Origin of the sequence: Curvibacter gracilis ATCC BAA-807 (assembly GCF_000518645.1) — a bacterium.
Classification (GTDB): Bacteria; Pseudomonadota; Gammaproteobacteria; order Burkholderiales; family Burkholderiaceae_C; genus Curvibacter; species Curvibacter gracilis.
Window position 1 is genome coordinate 106355 of record NZ_JADZ01000005.1, and the last position, 16681, is coordinate 123035.

Below are 16681 nucleotides of genomic sequence, written 5' to 3' on the forward strand. Positions count from 1 at the left end.
CGCTGCCTGCCGCGTTTGGCGATTGGACGTTTTGTCCCAGGTCAAATGTTGGCGGGGGTTCGCTCTGGGCCTTCCCAGGCGGATGGCACAACTATTTGAGAGGCAAACTATGGTGTCCAGCATGACTCATACCCTCGGCCTTGGCGCCGACGCAAACCTGCCGTCTCAGGACGCAGCCCGCCGTGAGGGCCACGGCGCCCATGGCAGTCCCATCGCCCCCGGCGAGATCGCCGTCGGCGTGATTGTCGGGCGAGCGTCCGAGTATTTCGACTTCTTCGTCTATGCCATCGCTTCGGTGTTGGTCTTTCCCAGCGTCTTCTTTCCCTTCGAGGGGCGTCTGGAAGGCACGCTGTATTCCTTTGTGGTGTTCTCATTCGCCTTCGTGGCCCGCCCGGTGGGCTCGGTGCTGTTCATGGCCATCCAGCGGCACATGGGGCGCGAGGCCAAGCTGACCCTGGCCCTGTTTCTGTTGGGAATCTCCACGGCAGGCATGGCCTTTTTGCCTTCCTATGCGCAATTGGGTGCAGCGTCCATCGTGCTGCTGTCAGCGTTCCGGATCGCCCAGGGCATTGCCCTGGGGGGCTCTTGGGATGGTCTGCCCTCGCTGCTGGCTCTGAACGCGCCCGCCGAGCGCCGGGGCTGGTATGCGATGTTGGGTCAATTGGGTGCGCCCTTGGGCTTCTTCGTCGCCGCCGGCCTGTTCTCCTTCCTGCTGGGCAATCTGGAGTCGTCTGACTTTCTGGAGTGGGGCTGGCGTTACCCCTTCTATGTGGCCTTTGCCATCAACGTGGTGGCCCTGTTCGCCCGCCTGCGTCTGGTGTCGACCAATGAATACGCCCGCCTGCTGGAAGAGCGTGAGCTGCAACCCACCCGGGTGACCGAGCTGGTGCGCTCGCAAGGCCGCAACCTGATCATCGGCGCCCTGGCCGCCCTGGCCAGCTACGCGCTGTTCCACCTGGTCACGGTGTTTCCGCTGTCCTGGATCACGCTGTACTCCAACCGCTCCATCAGCGACTTCCTCATGGTGCAGATGTTTGGCGCCGTGCTGGCGGCCGGTGGGGTGGTGATGTCAGGCCTGATCGCCGACCGCTTTGGCCGCCGTACCACCCTGGGCACCCTGGCCGCCCTGATTGCGCTGTTCAGCGCGGCGGCCCCCACCCTCATGGGCGGCGGGCAGTCGGGGCAGGATGCCTTCATCGTCACCGGCTTCCTGTTGCTGGGCCTTTCTTATGGGCAAGCGGCCGGCGCCGTGACGGCCAACTTCCCTGCCAAGTTCCGCTACACCGGGGCTGCGCTCACCTCCGACCTGGCCTGGCTGGTCGGTGCCGGCTTCGCGCCGCTGGTGGCCTTGGGCCTGTCGGCCCATTTCGGGCTGGCCTATGTGGGGATCTACCTGCTGTCGGGCGCCATCGGCACCCTGGCGGCCCTGAGCCTGAACCGCGCCCTGGAGTTGCGCGACTGAGCTCTGCTGCTCAGTGGCCCTTGCCGTGATCATCCCCCGGCACCATGCCGGGGTGCACGCCAGCCAGGCTGGCCCAGGCGTTCGGCGCACTGGGCCCATGATCGTGCAAAATGTTCGATTTGGCCCTTGGCGAAGGGGCCAGCCCCTTGTCCGGGCCCCATGAGGGGCCCGGTTTTTCTTTCTTTGTGATGCGACTTTCCCATTCCCGAGCGGTCATCCTGATGGTGGCCGTGACCCTCATGTGGTCGATTGCCGGCGTCGTGACGCGACAACTCGAACATGCCCAGAGTTTTGAAGTCACCTTCTGGCGCAGCCTGTTCAATGTGTTGGCCCTGTTGCTGATCCTGCCCCTGGTACAGGGGCGCGCTGTGTACGCCAACATGCGCCATGGCGGTCGAGCGCTGTGGGTGTCGGGGGTGTGCTGGAGCGTGATGTTCACTGCCTTCATGGTGGCCATCATGCTGACCACGGTGGCCAATGTACTGGTCACCATGGCCTTGGGGCCGCTGTTCACGGCCTTGATTGCCCGGGTGTTTCTGGGCCACCGCATCGCCACCCGGACCTGGCTGGCCATCGTGGTGGCGGGCCTGGGTATCGCCTGGATGTACGGCAGCCAACTGGGCCACGCGCCGTGGGTGGGCACCCTGGTCGCCCTGTGTGTGCCGCTGGCGGGTTCGATCAACTGGACCGTGGTTCAGCGCTCGCATGCCCAGGGCCACACCATCGATCTGGTGCCGTCTGTGCTGATCGGCGCCTTGATTTCCGTGCTGACCACCTTGCCGCTGGCCTTTCCGTTCCGCGCCAGTGGCGCCGACCTGGGGTGGCTGGCCTTGCTGGGGGTGGTTCAGCTGGCGATTCCCTGTGTGCTGGCGGTGCGCTGCGCCCGGGTGCTGAAGGCGCCCGAGGTGGCCTTGCTGGCCCTGCTGGAGGTGATTTTCGGCATTCTGCTGGCCTGGCTGGGGGCCGGAGAGCGGCCCGCACCCCAGGTGCTGGCCGGCGGGGCCCTGGTGATCGGGGCCCTGGTATTCAACGAACTATTAGGTTGGAAGGAGCAAAAAGCATGAGCATTTTCAATGGCGATGTGGTGACCGAGGTGCGTGGCCGCATCGGCCTGATCACGCTGAACCGCCCGCGGGCGCTGAATGCGCTGTCCCTGGGCATGGTGCGTGATCTGACCGTGGCCCTGCAGGCCTGGGCGCAAGACCCGGCCGTGCTGGCCGTGGCCATCCGCGGCAGCAACAAAGAGGGCGTTTTCGGTGCCTTCTGTGCCGGTGGCGACATCCGCTTTCTGCACCAGGCGGGCAGCACGGGCGATCCGGATCTGGAGGCCTTCTTCACCGAAGAATACGCACTCAACCACCTGATCCATGCCTACCCCAAACCCTACATCGCCTTCATGGACGGCATTGTCATGGGCGGCGGCATGGGCATCAGCCAGGGCGGCAGCGTGCGCATCGTGACCGAGCGCACCAAGATGGCCATGCCCGAGACCAACATCGGCCTGTTCCCCGACGTGGGGGGCGGCTACTTCCTGTCGCGCTGCCCGGGGCGCGTGGGCGAATGGCTGGCCCTGACGGGCGACACCATCGGCGCCGCAGACGCCCTGGCCTATGGGCTGGCGGATCACTTCCTGCCGGCCGATCGCCAGGCCGGGCTGTGGGAGGCCCTGGCCAGCGGCCCCTGGGAGACGACCGAGGCGCTGCAAGCCTTCTTGCGCGACCAATGGGCGCAGCCCCCTGTGGCCGAGCAGGCCCATCGAGCCGCGGTGGACCAGCATTTCGCCCTGCCGGATGCAACCGCCATCGTGGCCTCGCTCGAGGCGTCGGCTGACGACTGGGCCCGCCACACGGCGGCCACCTTGCGCAAGCGCTCGCCCCTGATGCTGCACGTGGTGCTGGAGCAGATCCGGCGCGCCCGCAGCCTGGACCTGGCCCAAGACCTGCGCATGGAGCGCGACATGGTGCACCGCTGCTTTCACCTGCGCCCAGGCCAGAGCGAGACGGTGGAAGGCATCCGCGCCCTGGCCGTGGACAAGGACCACCAGCCCCGCTGGAACCCGGGCCGGGTCGAAGAGGTGCCAGCCACCCTGGTGGCGCAGTTCTTCAGCAGTCCCTGGTCGGCCTCTGAGCACCCGCTACGTGACCTGAAGGGCTGAGCCACAGGCGTTGCACGCCGGGTTCAGAGCTGTTTGTAGACGACCAGCGCCAGGTCCAGCAAGGTCTGGCGCGGCAGATCTGCCTGCAAGGCGTAGCCGAAATCGCCTTCCACCCAGTAGAACGAGGGCACGGGCCCCTCTTGACTGAAGCTGAACCCTGCCAGCGGGGCCGGGGCCGCTGCAGGCTGGCCGGCGCCGGCTGCCTGGGCCGGCGAGGCGGGCAGGGCACCCAGGTACAGCGTGAGCCGCTGTCCTTGCGCATTCTGGTACATGAACTGGGCGCGCGCTCCGGTGTCGCCGGGCAGCAGTCGCCCGCCCACCAGGGCGTAGCCCTTGGCCTGCAGGTCGGGCAGCTTGAGGGGGCGGCCCAGGCGCTTGGAGAGCCACTGCACCAGGTGCTGCTGCTGGCTGGCATCCACCTCCACCGGGTGTTTCTGTTCTGGTGCGTAGACGGCGTGGGCCACACTGGCCTGCGCCGAGAACTGGCGGCCGGGAGCCCGCTCCAGGGCCAGCTCGTGGTCGCCGCCGGCCTGCTGAAGGCCCCGGCCCCACCAGCCGGCACCAAACGTCAGCAGCACGGCCGCGGCCATGCCAGCCCAGCGGCCCGCACTGCGCCAGCTTTGCTGCCGCCGGGCGGCACGGGCCAGCGTGGCTTGCAACACGGTGGGCGGCGCCTCTTCAAGCACCTCGGTATGCAATGCCTGCAAGGCCAGCCGATCGGCCTGTTGGGCCCGCACCTCGGCTGCTCGGGCTGGATGCTGGGCCAAGGCTTGCCAGGCGGACTCCGTTTCCGCCATCGACAGGCGCTGGTCGATCAGGGCCTGCAACACGTCATCGGGCGGCAGGGCGGGTGGCTTGCCTTGGGGGGGGGAGGAGGGGGTGTCTGACATGGCAGCGGTGGGCAAAAGGGGCGCCTCAATGGGGCCGGCGCTGGGCAAGGGGACGCACCTTGCCAGCCGAGTCTTGCACTGGGGGGTGTGCCGAGGCCTGGGCCTGGGCCGGGGCTTCCAGCAATTCCCGCAGGCGCGCCCGGCCCCTGGACAGGCGCGACATCACGGTGCCCACGGGCACGCCGGTGACGTGGGCCACCTGTTCGTAGCTGAGGTCTTCCAGGCTGACCAGCAGCAGGGTTTCTCGTTGTTCGGGCGGCAGCCGCAGCAGGCAGCGCTGCAGGTCCAGTGCCTGTTCATGGCCGGAGTCGGGGGCGGCCACCCTATCCAGGGCGGCGTCCAGCGGGTGGTCCGGCCCGGGGCTGTCAGCCACGATGTGCAGGGCCGGCCGGCGCAACTGGTTGATGAACACGTTGTGCATCAGCGCGAACAGCCAAGCCCGCAGGTCGGTGCCGGGCAGCCACAGCCGCCACTTGCTGCAGGCCCGTTCCAGCGTGTCCTGCACCAGATCGTCGGCAGCCCAGCGATCGCCCGTCAGCGAGCGCGCATAGCGCCGCAGGCGGGGGATGTGTTCGCTGAGCGCCGTGGCGTTCATGGTGTGGGGTGCTCAGGGCCGTGCCGTGTGCCAGACCTGGTTGAACCCATCGCCCGTGCGGTCACCGGGCTTGCTGTCCTTGGCCCAGTGGTACAAAGGCTTGCCCTTGAAGGCCCACTGCAGCTGGCCGTCGTCACGGGTGATCACGCTGTAGTCGCCTCGGGCCTTGTCGGTGGCATTGGCCTTCAGGGGCGGCCAGTTGGTGGCACAGGCGCCGTTGCAAACGGATTTGCCCGAGCCGGCCGCGTCGCGGTCAAACACATACAGCGTCATGCCGGTGGGGCCCACCAGGGCATCGCCCGACACGGTGGCGGGCGGGGGCGGGGCGCTCATCGAGGCGCAACCACCCAGCAGGGCGGCGGTCAACAGGTTGGCGGCAAGCGCCGAACGGGAAAAATTCAGGGCGTTCATGGTGTTCTCCTGGGTGTGCAGGGGGTCTGCAGTGGGGTGAACACGCGGCAAGCCCGGAATATTCCATGCCGCTGAAAAATAGTTTCAGCCTCAGCGGTTGCGGCTCTTCATGGCCCGCTCGACCTCGCGCTTGCCTTCACGGTCCTTGATCGTGTCGCGCTTGTCGTGCTCGGCCTTGCCCTTGGCCAGGGCCACCTCGCATTTGATCTTGCCGTTCTTCCAGTGCAGGTTGATCGGCACCAGGGTGTAGCCTTTTTGCTCCACCTTGCCGATCAGGCGTTTGATCTCGTCCTTCTTCATCAGCAGCTTCTTGGTGCGGATGGAGTCCGGGCTGACGTGGGTGGAGGCCGATTTCAGCGGGTTGATCATGCAGCCCAGCACGTACAGCTCGCCGTCGCGGATCACGACATAGCCATCGGTGAGCTGGACCTTGCCTTCTCGGGCGGCCTTGACCTCCCAGCCTTCCAGCACCATGCCCGCCTCGAAGCGCTCTTCGAAGAAATAATTGAATGCGGCCTTCTTGTTGTCGGCAATGCGGGTAGAGGTTTCGGGTTTTTTCGCCATGGTGTCCAGATGGGGCGGCAACAAGAGATTGAAAGAGCCGGGCCATCCCGACCCTGCTGTTGCCGCGGCTTGCGGCCGAAGGGCGGCAGCCACTCACTACAATCCGTTTCGCCTGAATCCGCGATTTTAGGCGCCCCGTTGCCTGTGGGGCGCCGAGTTGCGGGCTGGCCCGCAAATTCATGAAAACCGTCAACAAGTCCGTCCTGATCTGGTACACCCCGCAGGAAATGTTCAAGCTCGTCACCGACGTAGCGCAATACCCGCAATTCCTGCCCTGGTGCGACCACGCCCAGGTGTTGGCTCAGCAAGAGGGTGGCATGACGGCCGAGGTGGGCATTGCCTTCAGCGGCATCCGCCAGACCTTTGTCACCGAAAACACCCATGTTGAAGGCCGCGAAGTGGGCATGAAGCTGGTGAAGGGGCCTTTTTCCAATCTCGAGGGAACCTGGCAATTCCTGCCCGTAGGTGACGGCACCCAGCGGGCCTGCCGGGTTGAGTTGGTGCTGAGCTATGGCTTTTCCAACAAGGCCTTGGGCGCCTTGGTGGGGCCGGTCTTCGACAAGATTGCCGGCAGCCTGGTGGATGCCTTTGTCAAGCGTGCCGAGCAGGTGTATGGCTGAGCCCGCCAAAGTGCTTTCCCTCACGGTGGCCATGGCACCGGCACCGCGTCAGGTGCGCGAGCAGTCGGTCTGTCTGCCGGCGCCTGCCACGGTCATGCAGGCGCTGCGCGCCACGGGCTGGCTGGAGGCTGGCGAGGGCGTCGATCTGAACCTTTACACCGTCAGTGTCTGGGGGCGCCGCGTGGGCTGGGAGCAGGCCCTGCGCGAGGGCGACCGCATCGAGCTGTGCCGCGCCCTGGTGGTCGACCCCAAGGTGGCTCGCCGCGAGCGCTTTGCCAAGCAGGGTGCCCGGGGCACCGGTTTGTTTGCCCGGCGCCGGCCCGGGGCTGCGGCCGGCTACGGCGCCTGAAGCGCCTCAGCGGCAGTCTGAGTCGATCGTGGCCTGGGCGCGGCTGACTTCCGCGTTGCGGGCGCTGTCGTCCAGGATGATGCGCTCGCCGTTCTCGTTCACCTGAGCCAGGCGGATGCCCGACTGCAGCGTGGCCATGTTCTGGCGGGCGCGGGCGCAGTTGTCGGCCTTCTGGCTGGCAATGCGGGCCTCTTCAGCCTTCTTCTTGTCGTTTTCTGCCGCTTCGGCCTGGCGCTTGCGCTCTTCCACGGCCTTGTCCAGGCCGCTCTTGCCAGGGGCGGCGGCCTTGGCGGCATCCGGGGCGTCGCTGCGTGCGCCGGCTGCGCCATCGCTGGCCCCTGCGGCATCGCTGGCAGACCGTGCGGGCATGCCGGGCTGCTTCAGGATGCTCTTGGCCGGCACCTCGGGCGGCGGCGCGCGGTCGCTGAACACCTTGCGGCCTTCCTTGTCCAGCCACATCCATTGGGCGAAAGCAGGGGTTCCCGCCAACAACAGGGCGGCGCAAAGCAGCAGCGAAAGTGATCTCATGGCTTGAGTTTATCCTGCCGCCACAGTCCGGCCAAAGGCATGTTCCAAGGGGTCAAGCCGGTAAGGAGGCGCCGACACGGCTACAATCCTTCTTTTGGAGCTTTGACATGCGCCTTCTCGGAAAAGCGCTCACCTTCGACGATGTGTTGCTGGTGCCAGCGTACTCCCAAGTCCTGCCAAAGGACACTTCCCTCGCCACGAAATTCACCCGAAACATCACCCTGAACCTGCCCTTGGTGTCTGCCGCCATGGACACGGTGACGGAAGCCCGCCTGGCGATCGCGATCGCCCAGGAAGGGGGCATCGGGATCGTCCACAAGAACCTCACTGCGCAAGAGCAGGCCGCCCAGGTGGCCAAGGTCAAGCGCTACGAATCCGGCGTGCTGCGCGATCCGGTGGTCATCACCCCTGAGCACACCGTGCTGCAGGTGATGCAGCTGTCCGAGCAACTGGGCATCTCGGGTTTCCCGGTGTGCGACGGTGGCAAGGTGGTGGGCATCGTGACCGGGCGTGACCTGCGTTTCGAAACCCGCTACGACGTCAAGGTCTCGCAGATCATGACGCCGCGCGAAAAGCTCATCACGGTCAAGGAAGGCGCCACCGCCGAAGAAGCCAAGGCCCTGCTGAACAAGCACCGCCTGGAGCGCCTGATGGTCGTCAACGACGCCTTCGAGCTCAAGGGCCTGATCACCGTCAAGGACATCACCAAGCAGACCAGCTTCCCCAACGCCGCACGCGACCCCTCGGGCCGTCTGCGCGTGGGTGCGGCTGTCGGCGTGGGTGAGGGCACCGAGGAGCGTGTCGAAGCCCTGGTCAGGGCCGGCGTCGATGCCATCGTGGTCGACACCGCCCACGGTCACAGCAAGGGCGTGATCGAGCGCGTGCGTTGGGTCAAGCAGAACTACCCCCAGATCGAAGTCATCGGCGGCAACATCGCCACCGGCGCGGCTGCGCTGGCCCTGGTGGAAGCCGGTGCCGACGCCGTCAAGGTCGGTATCGGCCCGGGCTCGATCTGCACCACCCGCATCGTGGCCGGTGTGGGCGTGCCCCAGATCATGGCCATCGACAACGTGGCCAGCGCCTTGAAGGGCACCGGCGTGCCCCTGATCGGTGACGGCGGTATCCGCTACAGCGGCGACATTGCCAAGGCTTTGGCCGCAGGCGCTTCCACCGTGATGATGGGTGGCATGTTTGCAGGCACCGAAGAAGCCCCTGGCGAAGTGATCCTGTTCCAGGGCCGCAGCTACAAGAGCTACCGCGGCATGGGCAGCATCGGCGCCATGCAGCAAGGCAGTGCTGACCGCTACTTCCAGGAGTCCAGCACCGGCAATCCGAATGCCGACAAGCTGGTGCCTGAAGGCATCGAAGGCCGCGTGCCCTACAAGGGCTCGATGGTCTCCATCGTGTACCAGATGGCTGGCGGCATCCGGGCCTCCATGGGCTACTGCGGCTGCGGCACCATCGCCGAAATGCATGAGCGCGCCGAATTCGTCGAGATCACCTCGGCCGGCATCCGCGAAAGCCACGTGCACGACGTGCAGATCACCAAAGAAGCGCCCAACTACCGCGCCGAGTAAGCGAAGCCCCTGCGATGCAACACCAGAAAATCCTCATCCTCGACTTCGGCTCCCAGGTCACCCAGCTGATCGCACGTCGCGTGCGCGAAGCCCATGTGTTCTGCGAGGTTCATCCCTGCGACGTGTCTGACGAATGGATTCGCCAATATGCGGCCGATGGCCAGCTCAAAGGCGTGATCTTGTCCGGCAGCCATGCCAGCGTCTATGAAGAAACCACCGACAAGGCCCCGCAGGCCGTGTTCGAGCTGGGGATTCCGGTGTTGGGCATCTGCTATGGCATGCAAGCCATGGCGCACCAACTGGGTGGCAAGGTGGAGGGTGGCCACAAGCGCGAATTCGGCTTTGCCGCCGTGCGCGCCCGGGGCCACACCCGTCTGCTCGAAGGCATCCAGGACTTCGTCACCGACGAAGGCCACGGCATGCTCGACGTGTGGATGAGCCACGGCGACAAGGTCACCGAGCTGCCCCCGGGCTTCAAGCTCATGGCCAGCACCGACAGCTGCCCCATCGCCGGCATGGCCGACGAAGACCGCCGCTTCTACGCCGTGCAGTTCCACCCCGAAGTCACGCACACCAAGCAGGGCCCGGCCCTGCTGCAGCGTTTCGTGCTGGGCATCTGCGGCGTCTCCCCTGACTGGATCATGGGCGACTACATCAGCGAGGCGGTCGAAAAGATCCGCCAGCAGGTGGGCGACGAAGAGGTGATCCTGGGCCTGTCGGGCGGTGTGGACTCCAGCGTGGCCGCCGCGCTGATCCACCGCGCCATCGGCGACCAGCTGACCTGTGTCTTCGTCGACCACGGTCTGCTGCGCCTGAACGAGGGCGACATGGTGATGGAGATGTTTGAAGGCAAGCTCCACGCCAAGGTGATCCGGGTCGATGCCTCCGATCTGTTCCTGGGCCAACTGGCCGGCGTCAGCGAGCCCGAAGCCAAGCGCAAGATCATCGGCCGCGAGTTTGTCGAGGTCTTCAAATCCGAAGCCGCCAAGCTCAAGGCCGGCAATGGCGGCCACAAGGGCGCCACCTTCCTGGCCCAGGGCACCATCTACCCCGACGTGATCGAGTCGGGCGGTGCCAAGAGCAAGAAGGCCGTCACCATCAAGAGCCACCACAACGTGGGTGGCCTGCCCGAGCAATTGGGCCTGAAACTGCTCGAACCCCTGCGCGAGCTGTTCAAGGACGAAGTGCGTGAGCTGGGCGTGGCCCTGGGCCTGCCCCACGACATGGTCTACCGCCACCCCTTCCCAGGCCCCGGCCTGGGGGTGCGCATCCTGGGCGAGGTCAAGAAGGAATACGCCGACCTGCTGCGCCGTGCCGACGCGATCTTCATCGAAGAGCTGCGCAACTTCCGCGACGAGGCCACCGGCAAGACCTGGTACGACCTGACCAGCCAGGCCTTCACCGTCTTCCTGCCCGTCAAGAGCGTGGGCGTGATGGGCGACGGCCGCACCTACGACTATGTGGTGGCCCTGCGCGCCGTACAGACCAGCGACTTCATGACCGCCGACTGGGCCGAGCTGCCCTACGCGCTGCTCAAGAAGGTCTCCAGCCGCATCATCAACGAGGTGCGCGGCATCAACCGCGTCACCTACGACGTCAGCTCCAAGCCGCCGGCGACGATCGAGTGGGAGTGATCCTGCCTCGGGCATGGCCTAACAGCCCATGACCAGAAACCAGAAAGCCCGCGTGAACGCGGGCTTTCTGTGTTTTGGGGCTGACGTTTCGCAAGGAGACCGTTTCACCCCATCCCGAACAAGCCCCCCTCATCCAGCAACTCGAACGCAATCTCAGGGCGCTGCTCCAGGCTTTTCTTGATGGCGGCGGGGATGGCCTGGCGGGTTTTCTTGCACAGGCCGGGCTGCTCGTGGACCAGGATGGTGATGCCGCGCAGGGTGCGCACCTCGTTGGGGCTGGTGCTGATGGTCAGGCGGATGCCGAGCTGCTGCTCCAGGCGCTCCTCGATGCGGCGCAGATCGCTGAGGCTGCCCAGGTTTTCCAGCCGCTGCAGCAGGCGCTTTTCCTCCTCGCGGGTCAGGCGCAGCACGCGCAGGTCGCCGCTGGGGTTCTGCAGCAGTTCGTCGCGCCCGCAGACGCAGGCGCCGGGCGGGCATTCGGTGCGGATCGGAAATGGAGGTGTGGGAGACATCACTGCGCTGCGGGCCTTCATGGGTGAGACCCTTGTGGCTGGGCATCTTACTGAATCTGCAATGCCCCGGCGGCGGGCAGGCCACCGCGCACCGAGGCGACGGCGCCACGGCCTCTATGATGCTGCCAGGCCCGTCCGGGCCGTTTGCTTCCAACCTCCATGGCCAAGATCGTTCTCTACTGCCAACCCGGCGCCAAACAGACCCAGCTGATGGGCACCCATGATGGCAAGCCCAAGATCCAACTCAAGGCGCCGCCGGTGGACGGCGAGGCCAACAAGGCGCTGATCGCTTTTGTGGCCCAGCGCTGTGGGGTGTCCAAGTCGGCGGTCACCATCGAGCTGGGCAGCAGCGGGCGTACCAAGCGGGTGGCGGTCGACGGGCTGGACGATGCCGCACTGCGGGCCTTGTTCGGGCTGTGACGGGGGCCCGTTCGGGGCGGGGCGGCGGCTCGCTTTACCTTCCTGTGACGCTGCGCAAGCCGTGATGTCACGCTGGGCTGGCACACTGGGTGGCTTGCAAGCCTCAGATTTTTCATGAACTTTGAATTCAAACGCCTGATCCGCCCAGGGATCGCGGTCGGGGTATTGGCCATCGCCCTGGTGGTGGGCAAGAAGACCTTTTTCGCGCCGCCACCGGCCCCCGCCTACATCACGGCCCCGGTCGCCCGGGCCGACATCGAAGACACCGTGCTGGCCAACGGCACGCTCAAGGCCTTCAAGCAGGTCAGCGTGGGCGCCCAGGTGTCGGGCCAGGTCAAGTCACTGAAAGTGGCCTTGGGTGACGTCGTTCACAAGGGCGACCTGGTGGCCGAGATCGACTCCCTCACCCAGCAGAACACCTTGCGCAACAACGAGGCCGCCCTGGCCAATGTGCAGGCGCAGCTGCGTTCCGCTGAGGCCACCCTGACCCAGGCCGAACTGGCCTTGAAGCGGCAGCAGCAGATGCGCGCCTCGGAGGCCAGCTCGCAAGCCGACCTGGAGGCCGCCCTGGCCACTGAAAAGACCAGCCGGGCCAGCGTGGAGGCGCTGCGCGCCCAGGTGGACCAGGCCAAGGTGGCCGTGGACACCGCCCGCGTCAACCTGGGCTACACCCGCATCGTGTCGCCCATCGACGGGCAGGTGGTGGCCCTGGTGACGGAAGAGGGCACCACCGTCAACGCCAACCAGTCCACCCCCACCATCATCATCGTGGCCAAGGTCGACACCATGACCGTCAAGGCCTCGATCTCCGAGGCCGATGTCACCTCGGTCAAGCCGGGCCAGCGGGTGTATTTCACCATCCTGGGCGAACCCCAGAAGCGCTACGACGCCACCTTGCGCACCATCGAGCCGGCCACCGACAGCATCAGCACCTCCACCACCAGCAGTTCGTCGAGCAGCAGTTCCAGCAGCACCTCCACCAGCAGCGCCACGGCCATCTATTACAACGGCCTGTTCGATGTGCCCAACCCCGACAACAAGCTGCGCATCTCGATGACCGCCATGGTCTACATCGTGCGTGGCCAGGCCAAGAACGCTCTGACCGTGCCCGTGGGCGCGCTCAGCGCCCGCCAACGTGACGGCAGCTACCGCGTCAGTGTGCTGGGTGGCGATGGGCAGGTGCAGGCTCGCACGGTGCACGTGGGCATCAACAACAACGTGACGGTGGAGATCCTGGACGGCCTGAACGAGGGCGAGAAGGTGGTGCTGGGCAGCGCCGCCGGGGCCCCTTCGGCCACAGGCGAGCAGCGCAGCATGCGCCCGCCGCCGGGTGGGTTCTGACATGAGCGCGCACCCAACACCGGGCAGCGCGGCCCTGAACCAGGCTTCGGCTGCGGCACAGCCCCTGCTGTCGCTGCAGGGCGTGTGGCGTGAGTTCCTGGTGGGCGACAGCCCGCTGGCCGTGCTGAAAGACATCCGGCTCGAGGTGGCCGCGGGCGAGATGATCGCCATCGTGGGCCAGTCGGGCTCGGGCAAGTCCACACTGATGAACCTGATCGGCTGCCTGGACCAGCCCAGCCGAGGCAGCTACCAGATCAACGGCCGCGAAGTGGGCAGCCTGCACGCCGATGAGCTGGCTGCGCTGCGGCGCGAGCATTTCGGCTTCATCTTCCAGCGCTACCACCTGCTGGGCGACCTGTCGGCCGCCGGCAACGTAGAGGTGCCCGCCATCTACGCCGGCTCGGGCGCCCGTGAGCGCCGGGCCCGTGCTCTCGCCCTGCTGGAGCGGCTGGGCCTGGCCGGGCGCACCTCGCACGTGCCGGGCAAGCTGTCGGGTGGCCAGCAACAGCGGGTGTCGATCGCCCGTGCGCTGATGAACGGCGGCAGCGTCATCCTGGCCGACGAGCCCACCGGCGCACTGGACACCCAGTCAGGCGCCGAGGTGATGAAGATCCTGGCCGAGCTGCATGCGCTGGGCCACACCATCATCCTGGTCACGCACGACATGCAGGTGGCCAGCCACGCCCAGCGCATCGTCGAACTGCGCGATGGCGAGGTCGTGTCCGACCGCCCGAACACGCCCACCCACGGGGCCTCCGAGGCCCTGGTCGACGACTCCGTCGCCCAGATGCTGAGCCCGGCCCAACACGTGCGCCAGGGCGCCTGGGCCGCCTTCGGAGCCTGGGCCGATCGCCTGGGCGAGGCCTTCCGCATGGCCTTGCTGGCCATGAATGCCCACCGCCTGCGCACCCTGCTGACCATGCTGGGCATCATCATCGGCATTGCCTCGGTGGTGTCGGTGGTGGCCTTGGGCGAGGGCTCGCGCCAGAAGGTGCTGGCCAACATCAGCTCCATCGGCACCAACACCATCGACGTTTACTCGGGCACGGGCTTTGGCGACCCGCGCGCGGCCCGCATCCAGACCCTGAGCCCGGCGGACGCCGATGCGCTCAAGGAGCAGAGCTACGTCGACAGCGTCACCCCCAATGTGCAGGCCTCGGTCACGGCGCGCTACGCCAACATCGATGCCTCGGTGCAGGTCACGGGCGTGGGCGAGCAGTATTTCCGCGTCAAAGGCCTGCAGATGGCTGGCGGCACCGCCTTCAGCGATGCCGCCGTACAGGCCTACGCGCAGGTGGCCGTGATCGACGAGAACGCGCGCAAGAAGCTGTTCCCCAACACCAACCCGGTGGGCCAGGTGCTGCTGCTGGGCAGCATGCCCGTCTATGTGGTGGGCGTGACGGCCAAGAAGGACGGCGGCTTCGGCCCCAGCATGGAGACCCTCAACGTCTTTGTGCCCTACACCACGGCCATGCGTCGCCTGATCGGCCAGGGCTACCTGCGCAGCATCACGGTGCGGGTGGACGACAGCACCTCGATGGCGGCGGCCGAACAAGGCATCAACCAGTTGATGGAGCGCCGCCACGGGCGGGTGGACTTCTATGTGCTCAACACCGACAGCATCCGCCAGACCATCGAAAGCACCACCCGCACGCTCACGTTGCTGGTGTCGTCGATCGCCGTCATCTCTTTGGTGGTGGGCGGCATCGGTGTGATGAACATCATGCTGGTGAGCGTCACCGAGCGCACCGGCGAGATCGGCGTGCGCATGGCGGTGGGGGCCCGGCAAAGCGACATCCAGCAGCAGTTTCTGATCGAGGCCGTGCTGGTCTGTCTGTTGGGCGGTGTGCTGGGCATCTCACTGGCCCTGGGCTTTGGCGCCCTGTTCAAGCACTTCAGCAACAACTTCACGCTGGCGTTTTCCACCTCGGCGATGGCGGCGGCCTTTCTGTGCTCCACCCTCATCGGTGTGGTGTTCGGCTTCCTGCCGGCACGCAGCGCGGCCCGGCTGAACCCTGTCGAAGCCTTGGCCAGAGACTGACCCCAGATGGCCGCCCCCGGACACAAGGCGCTGCGGCGCAACGACTTCATGATGGATTCTTCTTATTCAAAGCCAACCACACCGGGCCAATGGCGACCCGGGCTGCCGCTCGCTTTGGCGCTTGCTTTGGCCCTGGCCTTGGGGGCCTGCACTTCGGTGCGTACCCCCTACCAGGCCCCGCAGCTGGCGGTGCCCGGCACCTGGTCGAACAAGGGCGCGGTGGTGACGGCTCCTGCCGATGTGCCCGACGCCTGGTGGGGGGCCTTTGGCGACCCGCAACTCAACACCCTGGTCGAGGCGGCCCTGAGCCGCAACAACGACCTGGCCGTGGCCGCCCTCAAGGTGCGCAAGGCGCGCCTGCAGGCCGAACTGGCCGAACGCAACCGTTGGCCCACCCTCAGCGGCAGTGTCAGCACCCAGGCCCAGAAGCCGCTGGAAGGCGGGGCCAGCACCCGCAGCAGCGGGGCCAGCGTTTCGGTCAGCTACGAGGCCGACCTGTGGAACCGCCTGGGCAGCCTGAGCGATGTGTCGCGCTGGGAGTCGCTGGCCACCGAGCAGGACCGCCAGGCCACCCGCCTGAGCCTGATCGGCAGCGTGCTGCAGGCCTACTGGCAACTGGCCTACCTGAACCAGCGCATCAGCACCGGCGAGCAAAGCGTGGCCTATGCCGAGAAAACCCGTGACCTGGTGCAGGCCCAATACCGGGCTGGTGCGGTGTCGGCCCTGGAGGCCAGCGAGGCCGAACGCACGGTGCTGAGCCAGCGCGCCACCCTGGCCGACCTGCAACAGCAGCGCCTGAGCGCCCGCACCACCCTGGCCCTGCTGTTCGATGTGGCTCCGGGCGACACCGCACTCCAGCCCTGGCTGGGTGCCGAGCCGCAGCGCCTGCCGTTGCAGGCCATGCCCGAGGTGGCGCCCGGCCTGCCGGCGCAGCTGCTGGCCCGCCGCCCCGACCTGCGTGCGGCAGAACTGCGCCTGCGTGAGACCCTGGCCAGCGCCGATGCCGTGGCCGCCAGCTACTACCCGGCGCTCACCCTCACCGGGGCTCTGGGCAGCAGCAGCCTGGCCCTGGGGCAGGTGCTGTCCAACCCCTATGCCTTGCTGGGCGCAGGCGTGAGCCTGCCGTTTCTGCAGGTCAACACGATGAAGCTGAACAACGCCATCGCCCGCACCCAGTACGAGAGTGCGGTCGTCAGCTACCGCCAGACGCTTTACTCGGCCCTGGGCGATGTCGAGAACGCGCTGGGCACCCGCAGCGCCCTGGCCCAGCAAGGGGAGCTGTTGGCCGGCTCGCTGGCGGCCAGCCGGCGCAGTGAGCAGTTGTACGAGGTGCGCTACCGCCAGGGCTCGGTGGCCCTGAGCCTGTGGCTCGATGCCCAGGAGACACGGCGCACTGCCGAGACCGCCTGGGCGCAGAACCAGCTGTCGCAGCTCAAGAACCAGGTCACCCTGTACCTCGCCCTGGGGGGCAGCGCGCAGCCGGCGCAGTGATGGCCTGATGTGGCTTGGCGGGGTTTGACATGGCTTGACGCGGCTCCAGGGCATGAGAAGGGCGAAATCAGTTTCACAATAGCGCACTTGT

17 protein-coding genes are annotated in these 16681 nt (G+C 66.7%); 11 read left to right on the top strand and 6 right to left on the bottom strand.

Annotation, left to right across the window (positions count from 1 at the left end; all coding sequences use genetic code 11):
- Positions 1 to 121 precede the first annotated feature (121 nt).
- The 3 genes from L880_RS0103275 to L880_RS0103285 all read left to right on the top strand — a co-directional run bounded on the left by L880_RS0103275 (position 122) and on the right by L880_RS0103285 (position 3617).
- A complete protein-coding gene (locus L880_RS0103275; RefSeq protein WP_084461006.1) occupies positions 122 to 1462 on the top strand; it encodes an MFS transporter in 1341 nt (446 codons plus the stop codon).
- A 188-nt stretch (positions 1463 to 1650) separates the two neighbouring features.
- Complete coding sequence (locus L880_RS0103280; protein ID WP_027474447.1) at positions 1651 to 2526, top strand: DMT family transporter; 876 nt, start codon at positions 1651 to 1653, stop codon at positions 2524 to 2526.
- Positions 2523 to 3617: an enoyl-CoA hydratase/isomerase family protein gene (locus L880_RS0103285; protein ID WP_027474448.1), complete on the top strand. Its 1095-nt coding sequence runs from the start codon at positions 2523 to 2525 to the stop codon at positions 3615 to 3617. The genes L880_RS0103280 and L880_RS0103285 overlap by 4 nt, the downstream gene beginning before the upstream one ends.
- Before the next feature lie 23 nt (positions 3618 to 3640).
- Here the strand turns inward: L880_RS0103285 and L880_RS0103290 are convergent, their stop codons facing one another.
- The 4 genes from L880_RS0103290 to smpB form a co-directional block, all read right to left on the bottom strand.
- On the bottom strand, positions 3641 to 4507 hold the full coding sequence (locus tag L880_RS0103290; RefSeq protein ID WP_043328475.1) for an anti-sigma factor family protein: 867 nt from the start codon (positions 4505 to 4507) through the stop codon (positions 3641 to 3643).
- A gap of 25 nt (positions 4508 to 4532) precedes the next feature.
- A complete protein-coding gene (locus L880_RS0103295; protein WP_027474450.1) occupies positions 4533 to 5102 on the bottom strand; it encodes an RNA polymerase sigma factor in 570 nt (189 codons plus the stop codon).
- Between the two features lie 12 nt (positions 5103 to 5114).
- The gene (locus L880_RS0103300; protein WP_043328394.1) at positions 5115 to 5513 is read right to left on the bottom strand and encodes a COG4315 family predicted lipoprotein; all 399 of its coding nucleotides are present in this window, start codon (positions 5511 to 5513) and stop codon (positions 5115 to 5117) included.
- 90 nt (positions 5514 to 5603) lie between these two features.
- Positions 5604 to 6077 (bottom strand): SsrA-binding protein SmpB, encoded by a 474-nt coding sequence (smpB, locus tag L880_RS0103305; RefSeq protein WP_027474452.1) that lies wholly within the window; start codon positions 6075 to 6077, stop codon positions 5604 to 5606.
- 179 nt (positions 6078 to 6256) lie between these two features.
- On the opposite strand from smpB, the gene L880_RS0103310 reads away from it, so the two are divergent.
- Positions 6257 to 6697 carry a type II toxin-antitoxin system RatA family toxin gene (locus L880_RS0103310; RefSeq protein WP_027474453.1) on the top strand — a complete coding sequence of 147 codons (441 nt, stop codon included), beginning with the start codon at positions 6257 to 6259 and terminating at the stop codon, positions 6695 to 6697.
- The gene (locus L880_RS0103315) at positions 6690 to 7046 is read left to right on the top strand and encodes an RnfH family protein (protein WP_027474454.1); all 357 of its coding nucleotides are present in this window, start codon (positions 6690 to 6692) and stop codon (positions 7044 to 7046) included. The genes L880_RS0103310 and L880_RS0103315 overlap by 8 nt, the downstream gene beginning before the upstream one ends.
- Before the next feature lie 6 nt (positions 7047 to 7052).
- On the opposite strand, the gene L880_RS0103320 is transcribed toward L880_RS0103315, so the two are convergent.
- A complete protein-coding gene (locus L880_RS0103320) occupies positions 7053 to 7574 on the bottom strand; it encodes a DUF4124 domain-containing protein (RefSeq protein WP_027474455.1) in 522 nt (173 codons plus the stop codon).
- Positions 7575 to 7681: 107 nt separating this feature from the next.
- Between L880_RS0103320 and guaB the strand changes: the two genes are divergently transcribed.
- Positions 7682 to 9151: an IMP dehydrogenase gene (gene guaB, locus L880_RS0103325; protein WP_027474456.1), complete on the top strand. Its 1470-nt coding sequence runs from the start codon at positions 7682 to 7684 to the stop codon at positions 9149 to 9151.
- Positions 9152 to 9165: 14 nt separating this feature from the next.
- Positions 9166 to 10785, top strand: a complete 1620-nt coding sequence (gene guaA, locus L880_RS0103330; RefSeq protein WP_019575541.1) for a glutamine-hydrolyzing GMP synthase — start codon at positions 9166 to 9168, stop codon at positions 10783 to 10785.
- Positions 10786 to 10889: 104 nt separating this feature from the next.
- Here guaA and L880_RS0103335 read toward each other — a convergent pair whose 3' ends face one another.
- Positions 10890 to 11297, bottom strand: a complete 408-nt coding sequence (locus tag L880_RS0103335) for a hypothetical protein (RefSeq protein WP_027474457.1) — start codon at positions 11295 to 11297, stop codon at positions 10890 to 10892.
- 159 nt (positions 11298 to 11456) lie between these two features.
- Here L880_RS0103335 and L880_RS0103340 point away from each other — a divergent pair, with 159 nt between their 5' ends.
- The 4 genes from L880_RS0103340 to L880_RS0103355 all read left to right on the top strand — a co-directional run bounded on the left by L880_RS0103340 (position 11457) and on the right by L880_RS0103355 (position 16590).
- On the top strand, positions 11457 to 11717 hold the full coding sequence (locus L880_RS0103340; RefSeq protein ID WP_027474458.1) for a DUF167 domain-containing protein: 261 nt from the start codon (positions 11457 to 11459) through the stop codon (positions 11715 to 11717).
- Between the two features lie 114 nt (positions 11718 to 11831).
- Positions 11832 to 13058 carry an efflux RND transporter periplasmic adaptor subunit gene (locus L880_RS0103345; RefSeq protein WP_027474459.1) on the top strand — a complete coding sequence of 409 codons (1227 nt, stop codon included), beginning with the start codon at positions 11832 to 11834 and terminating at the stop codon, positions 13056 to 13058.
- Between the two features lies 1 nt (position 13059).
- Complete coding sequence (locus L880_RS0103350) at positions 13060 to 15099, top strand: MacB family efflux pump subunit (RefSeq protein WP_051443025.1); 2040 nt, start codon at positions 13060 to 13062, stop codon at positions 15097 to 15099.
- Positions 15100 to 15213: 114 nt separating this feature from the next.
- The gene (locus tag L880_RS0103355) at positions 15214 to 16590 is read left to right on the top strand and encodes an efflux transporter outer membrane subunit (RefSeq protein WP_051443070.1); all 1377 of its coding nucleotides are present in this window, start codon (positions 15214 to 15216) and stop codon (positions 16588 to 16590) included.
- Positions 16591 to 16681 lie beyond the last annotated feature (91 nt).

What these genes read in the sequence shown, in the direction of transcription:
- smpB (WP_027474452.1), bottom strand. Translation starts at nt 6,077, where the DNA reads ATGGCGAAAAAACCCGAAACCTCTACCCGCATTGCCGACAACAAGAAG.
- L880_RS0103295 (WP_027474450.1), bottom strand. Translation starts at nt 5,102, where the DNA reads ATGAACGCCACGGCGCTCAGCGAACACATCCCCCGCCTGCGGCGCTAT.
- L880_RS0103335 (WP_027474457.1), bottom strand. Translation starts at nt 11,297, where the DNA reads ATGTCTCCCACACCTCCATTTCCGATCCGCACCGAATGCCCGCCCGGC.
- guaB (WP_027474456.1), top strand. Translation starts at nt 7,682, where the DNA reads ATGCGCCTTCTCGGAAAAGCGCTCACCTTCGACGATGTGTTGCTGGTG.
- L880_RS0103345 (WP_027474459.1), top strand. Translation starts at nt 11,832, where the DNA reads ATGAACTTTGAATTCAAACGCCTGATCCGCCCAGGGATCGCGGTCGGG.
- L880_RS0103315 (WP_027474454.1), top strand. Translation starts at nt 6,690, where the DNA reads ATGGCTGAGCCCGCCAAAGTGCTTTCCCTCACGGTGGCCATGGCACCG.
- L880_RS0103275 (WP_084461006.1), top strand. Translation starts at nt 122, where the DNA reads ATGACTCATACCCTCGGCCTTGGCGCCGACGCAAACCTGCCGTCTCAG.
- L880_RS0103350 (WP_051443025.1), top strand. Translation starts at nt 13,060, where the DNA reads ATGAGCGCGCACCCAACACCGGGCAGCGCGGCCCTGAACCAGGCTTCG.
- L880_RS0103340 (WP_027474458.1), top strand. Translation starts at nt 11,457, where the DNA reads ATGGCCAAGATCGTTCTCTACTGCCAACCCGGCGCCAAACAGACCCAG.
- guaA (WP_019575541.1), top strand. Translation starts at nt 9,166, where the DNA reads ATGCAACACCAGAAAATCCTCATCCTCGACTTCGGCTCCCAGGTCACC.
- L880_RS0103310 (WP_027474453.1), top strand. Translation starts at nt 6,257, where the DNA reads ATGAAAACCGTCAACAAGTCCGTCCTGATCTGGTACACCCCGCAGGAA.
- L880_RS0103320 (WP_027474455.1), bottom strand. Translation starts at nt 7,574, where the DNA reads ATGAGATCACTTTCGCTGCTGCTTTGCGCCGCCCTGTTGTTGGCGGGA.
- L880_RS0103300 (WP_043328394.1), bottom strand. Translation starts at nt 5,513, where the DNA reads ATGAACGCCCTGAATTTTTCCCGTTCGGCGCTTGCCGCCAACCTGTTG.
- L880_RS0103290 (WP_043328475.1), bottom strand. Translation starts at nt 4,507, where the DNA reads ATGTCAGACACCCCCTCCTCCCCCCCCCAAGGCAAGCCACCCGCCCTG.
- L880_RS0103280 (WP_027474447.1), top strand. Translation starts at nt 1,651, where the DNA reads ATGCGACTTTCCCATTCCCGAGCGGTCATCCTGATGGTGGCCGTGACC.
- L880_RS0103285 (WP_027474448.1), top strand. Translation starts at nt 2,523, where the DNA reads ATGAGCATTTTCAATGGCGATGTGGTGACCGAGGTGCGTGGCCGCATC.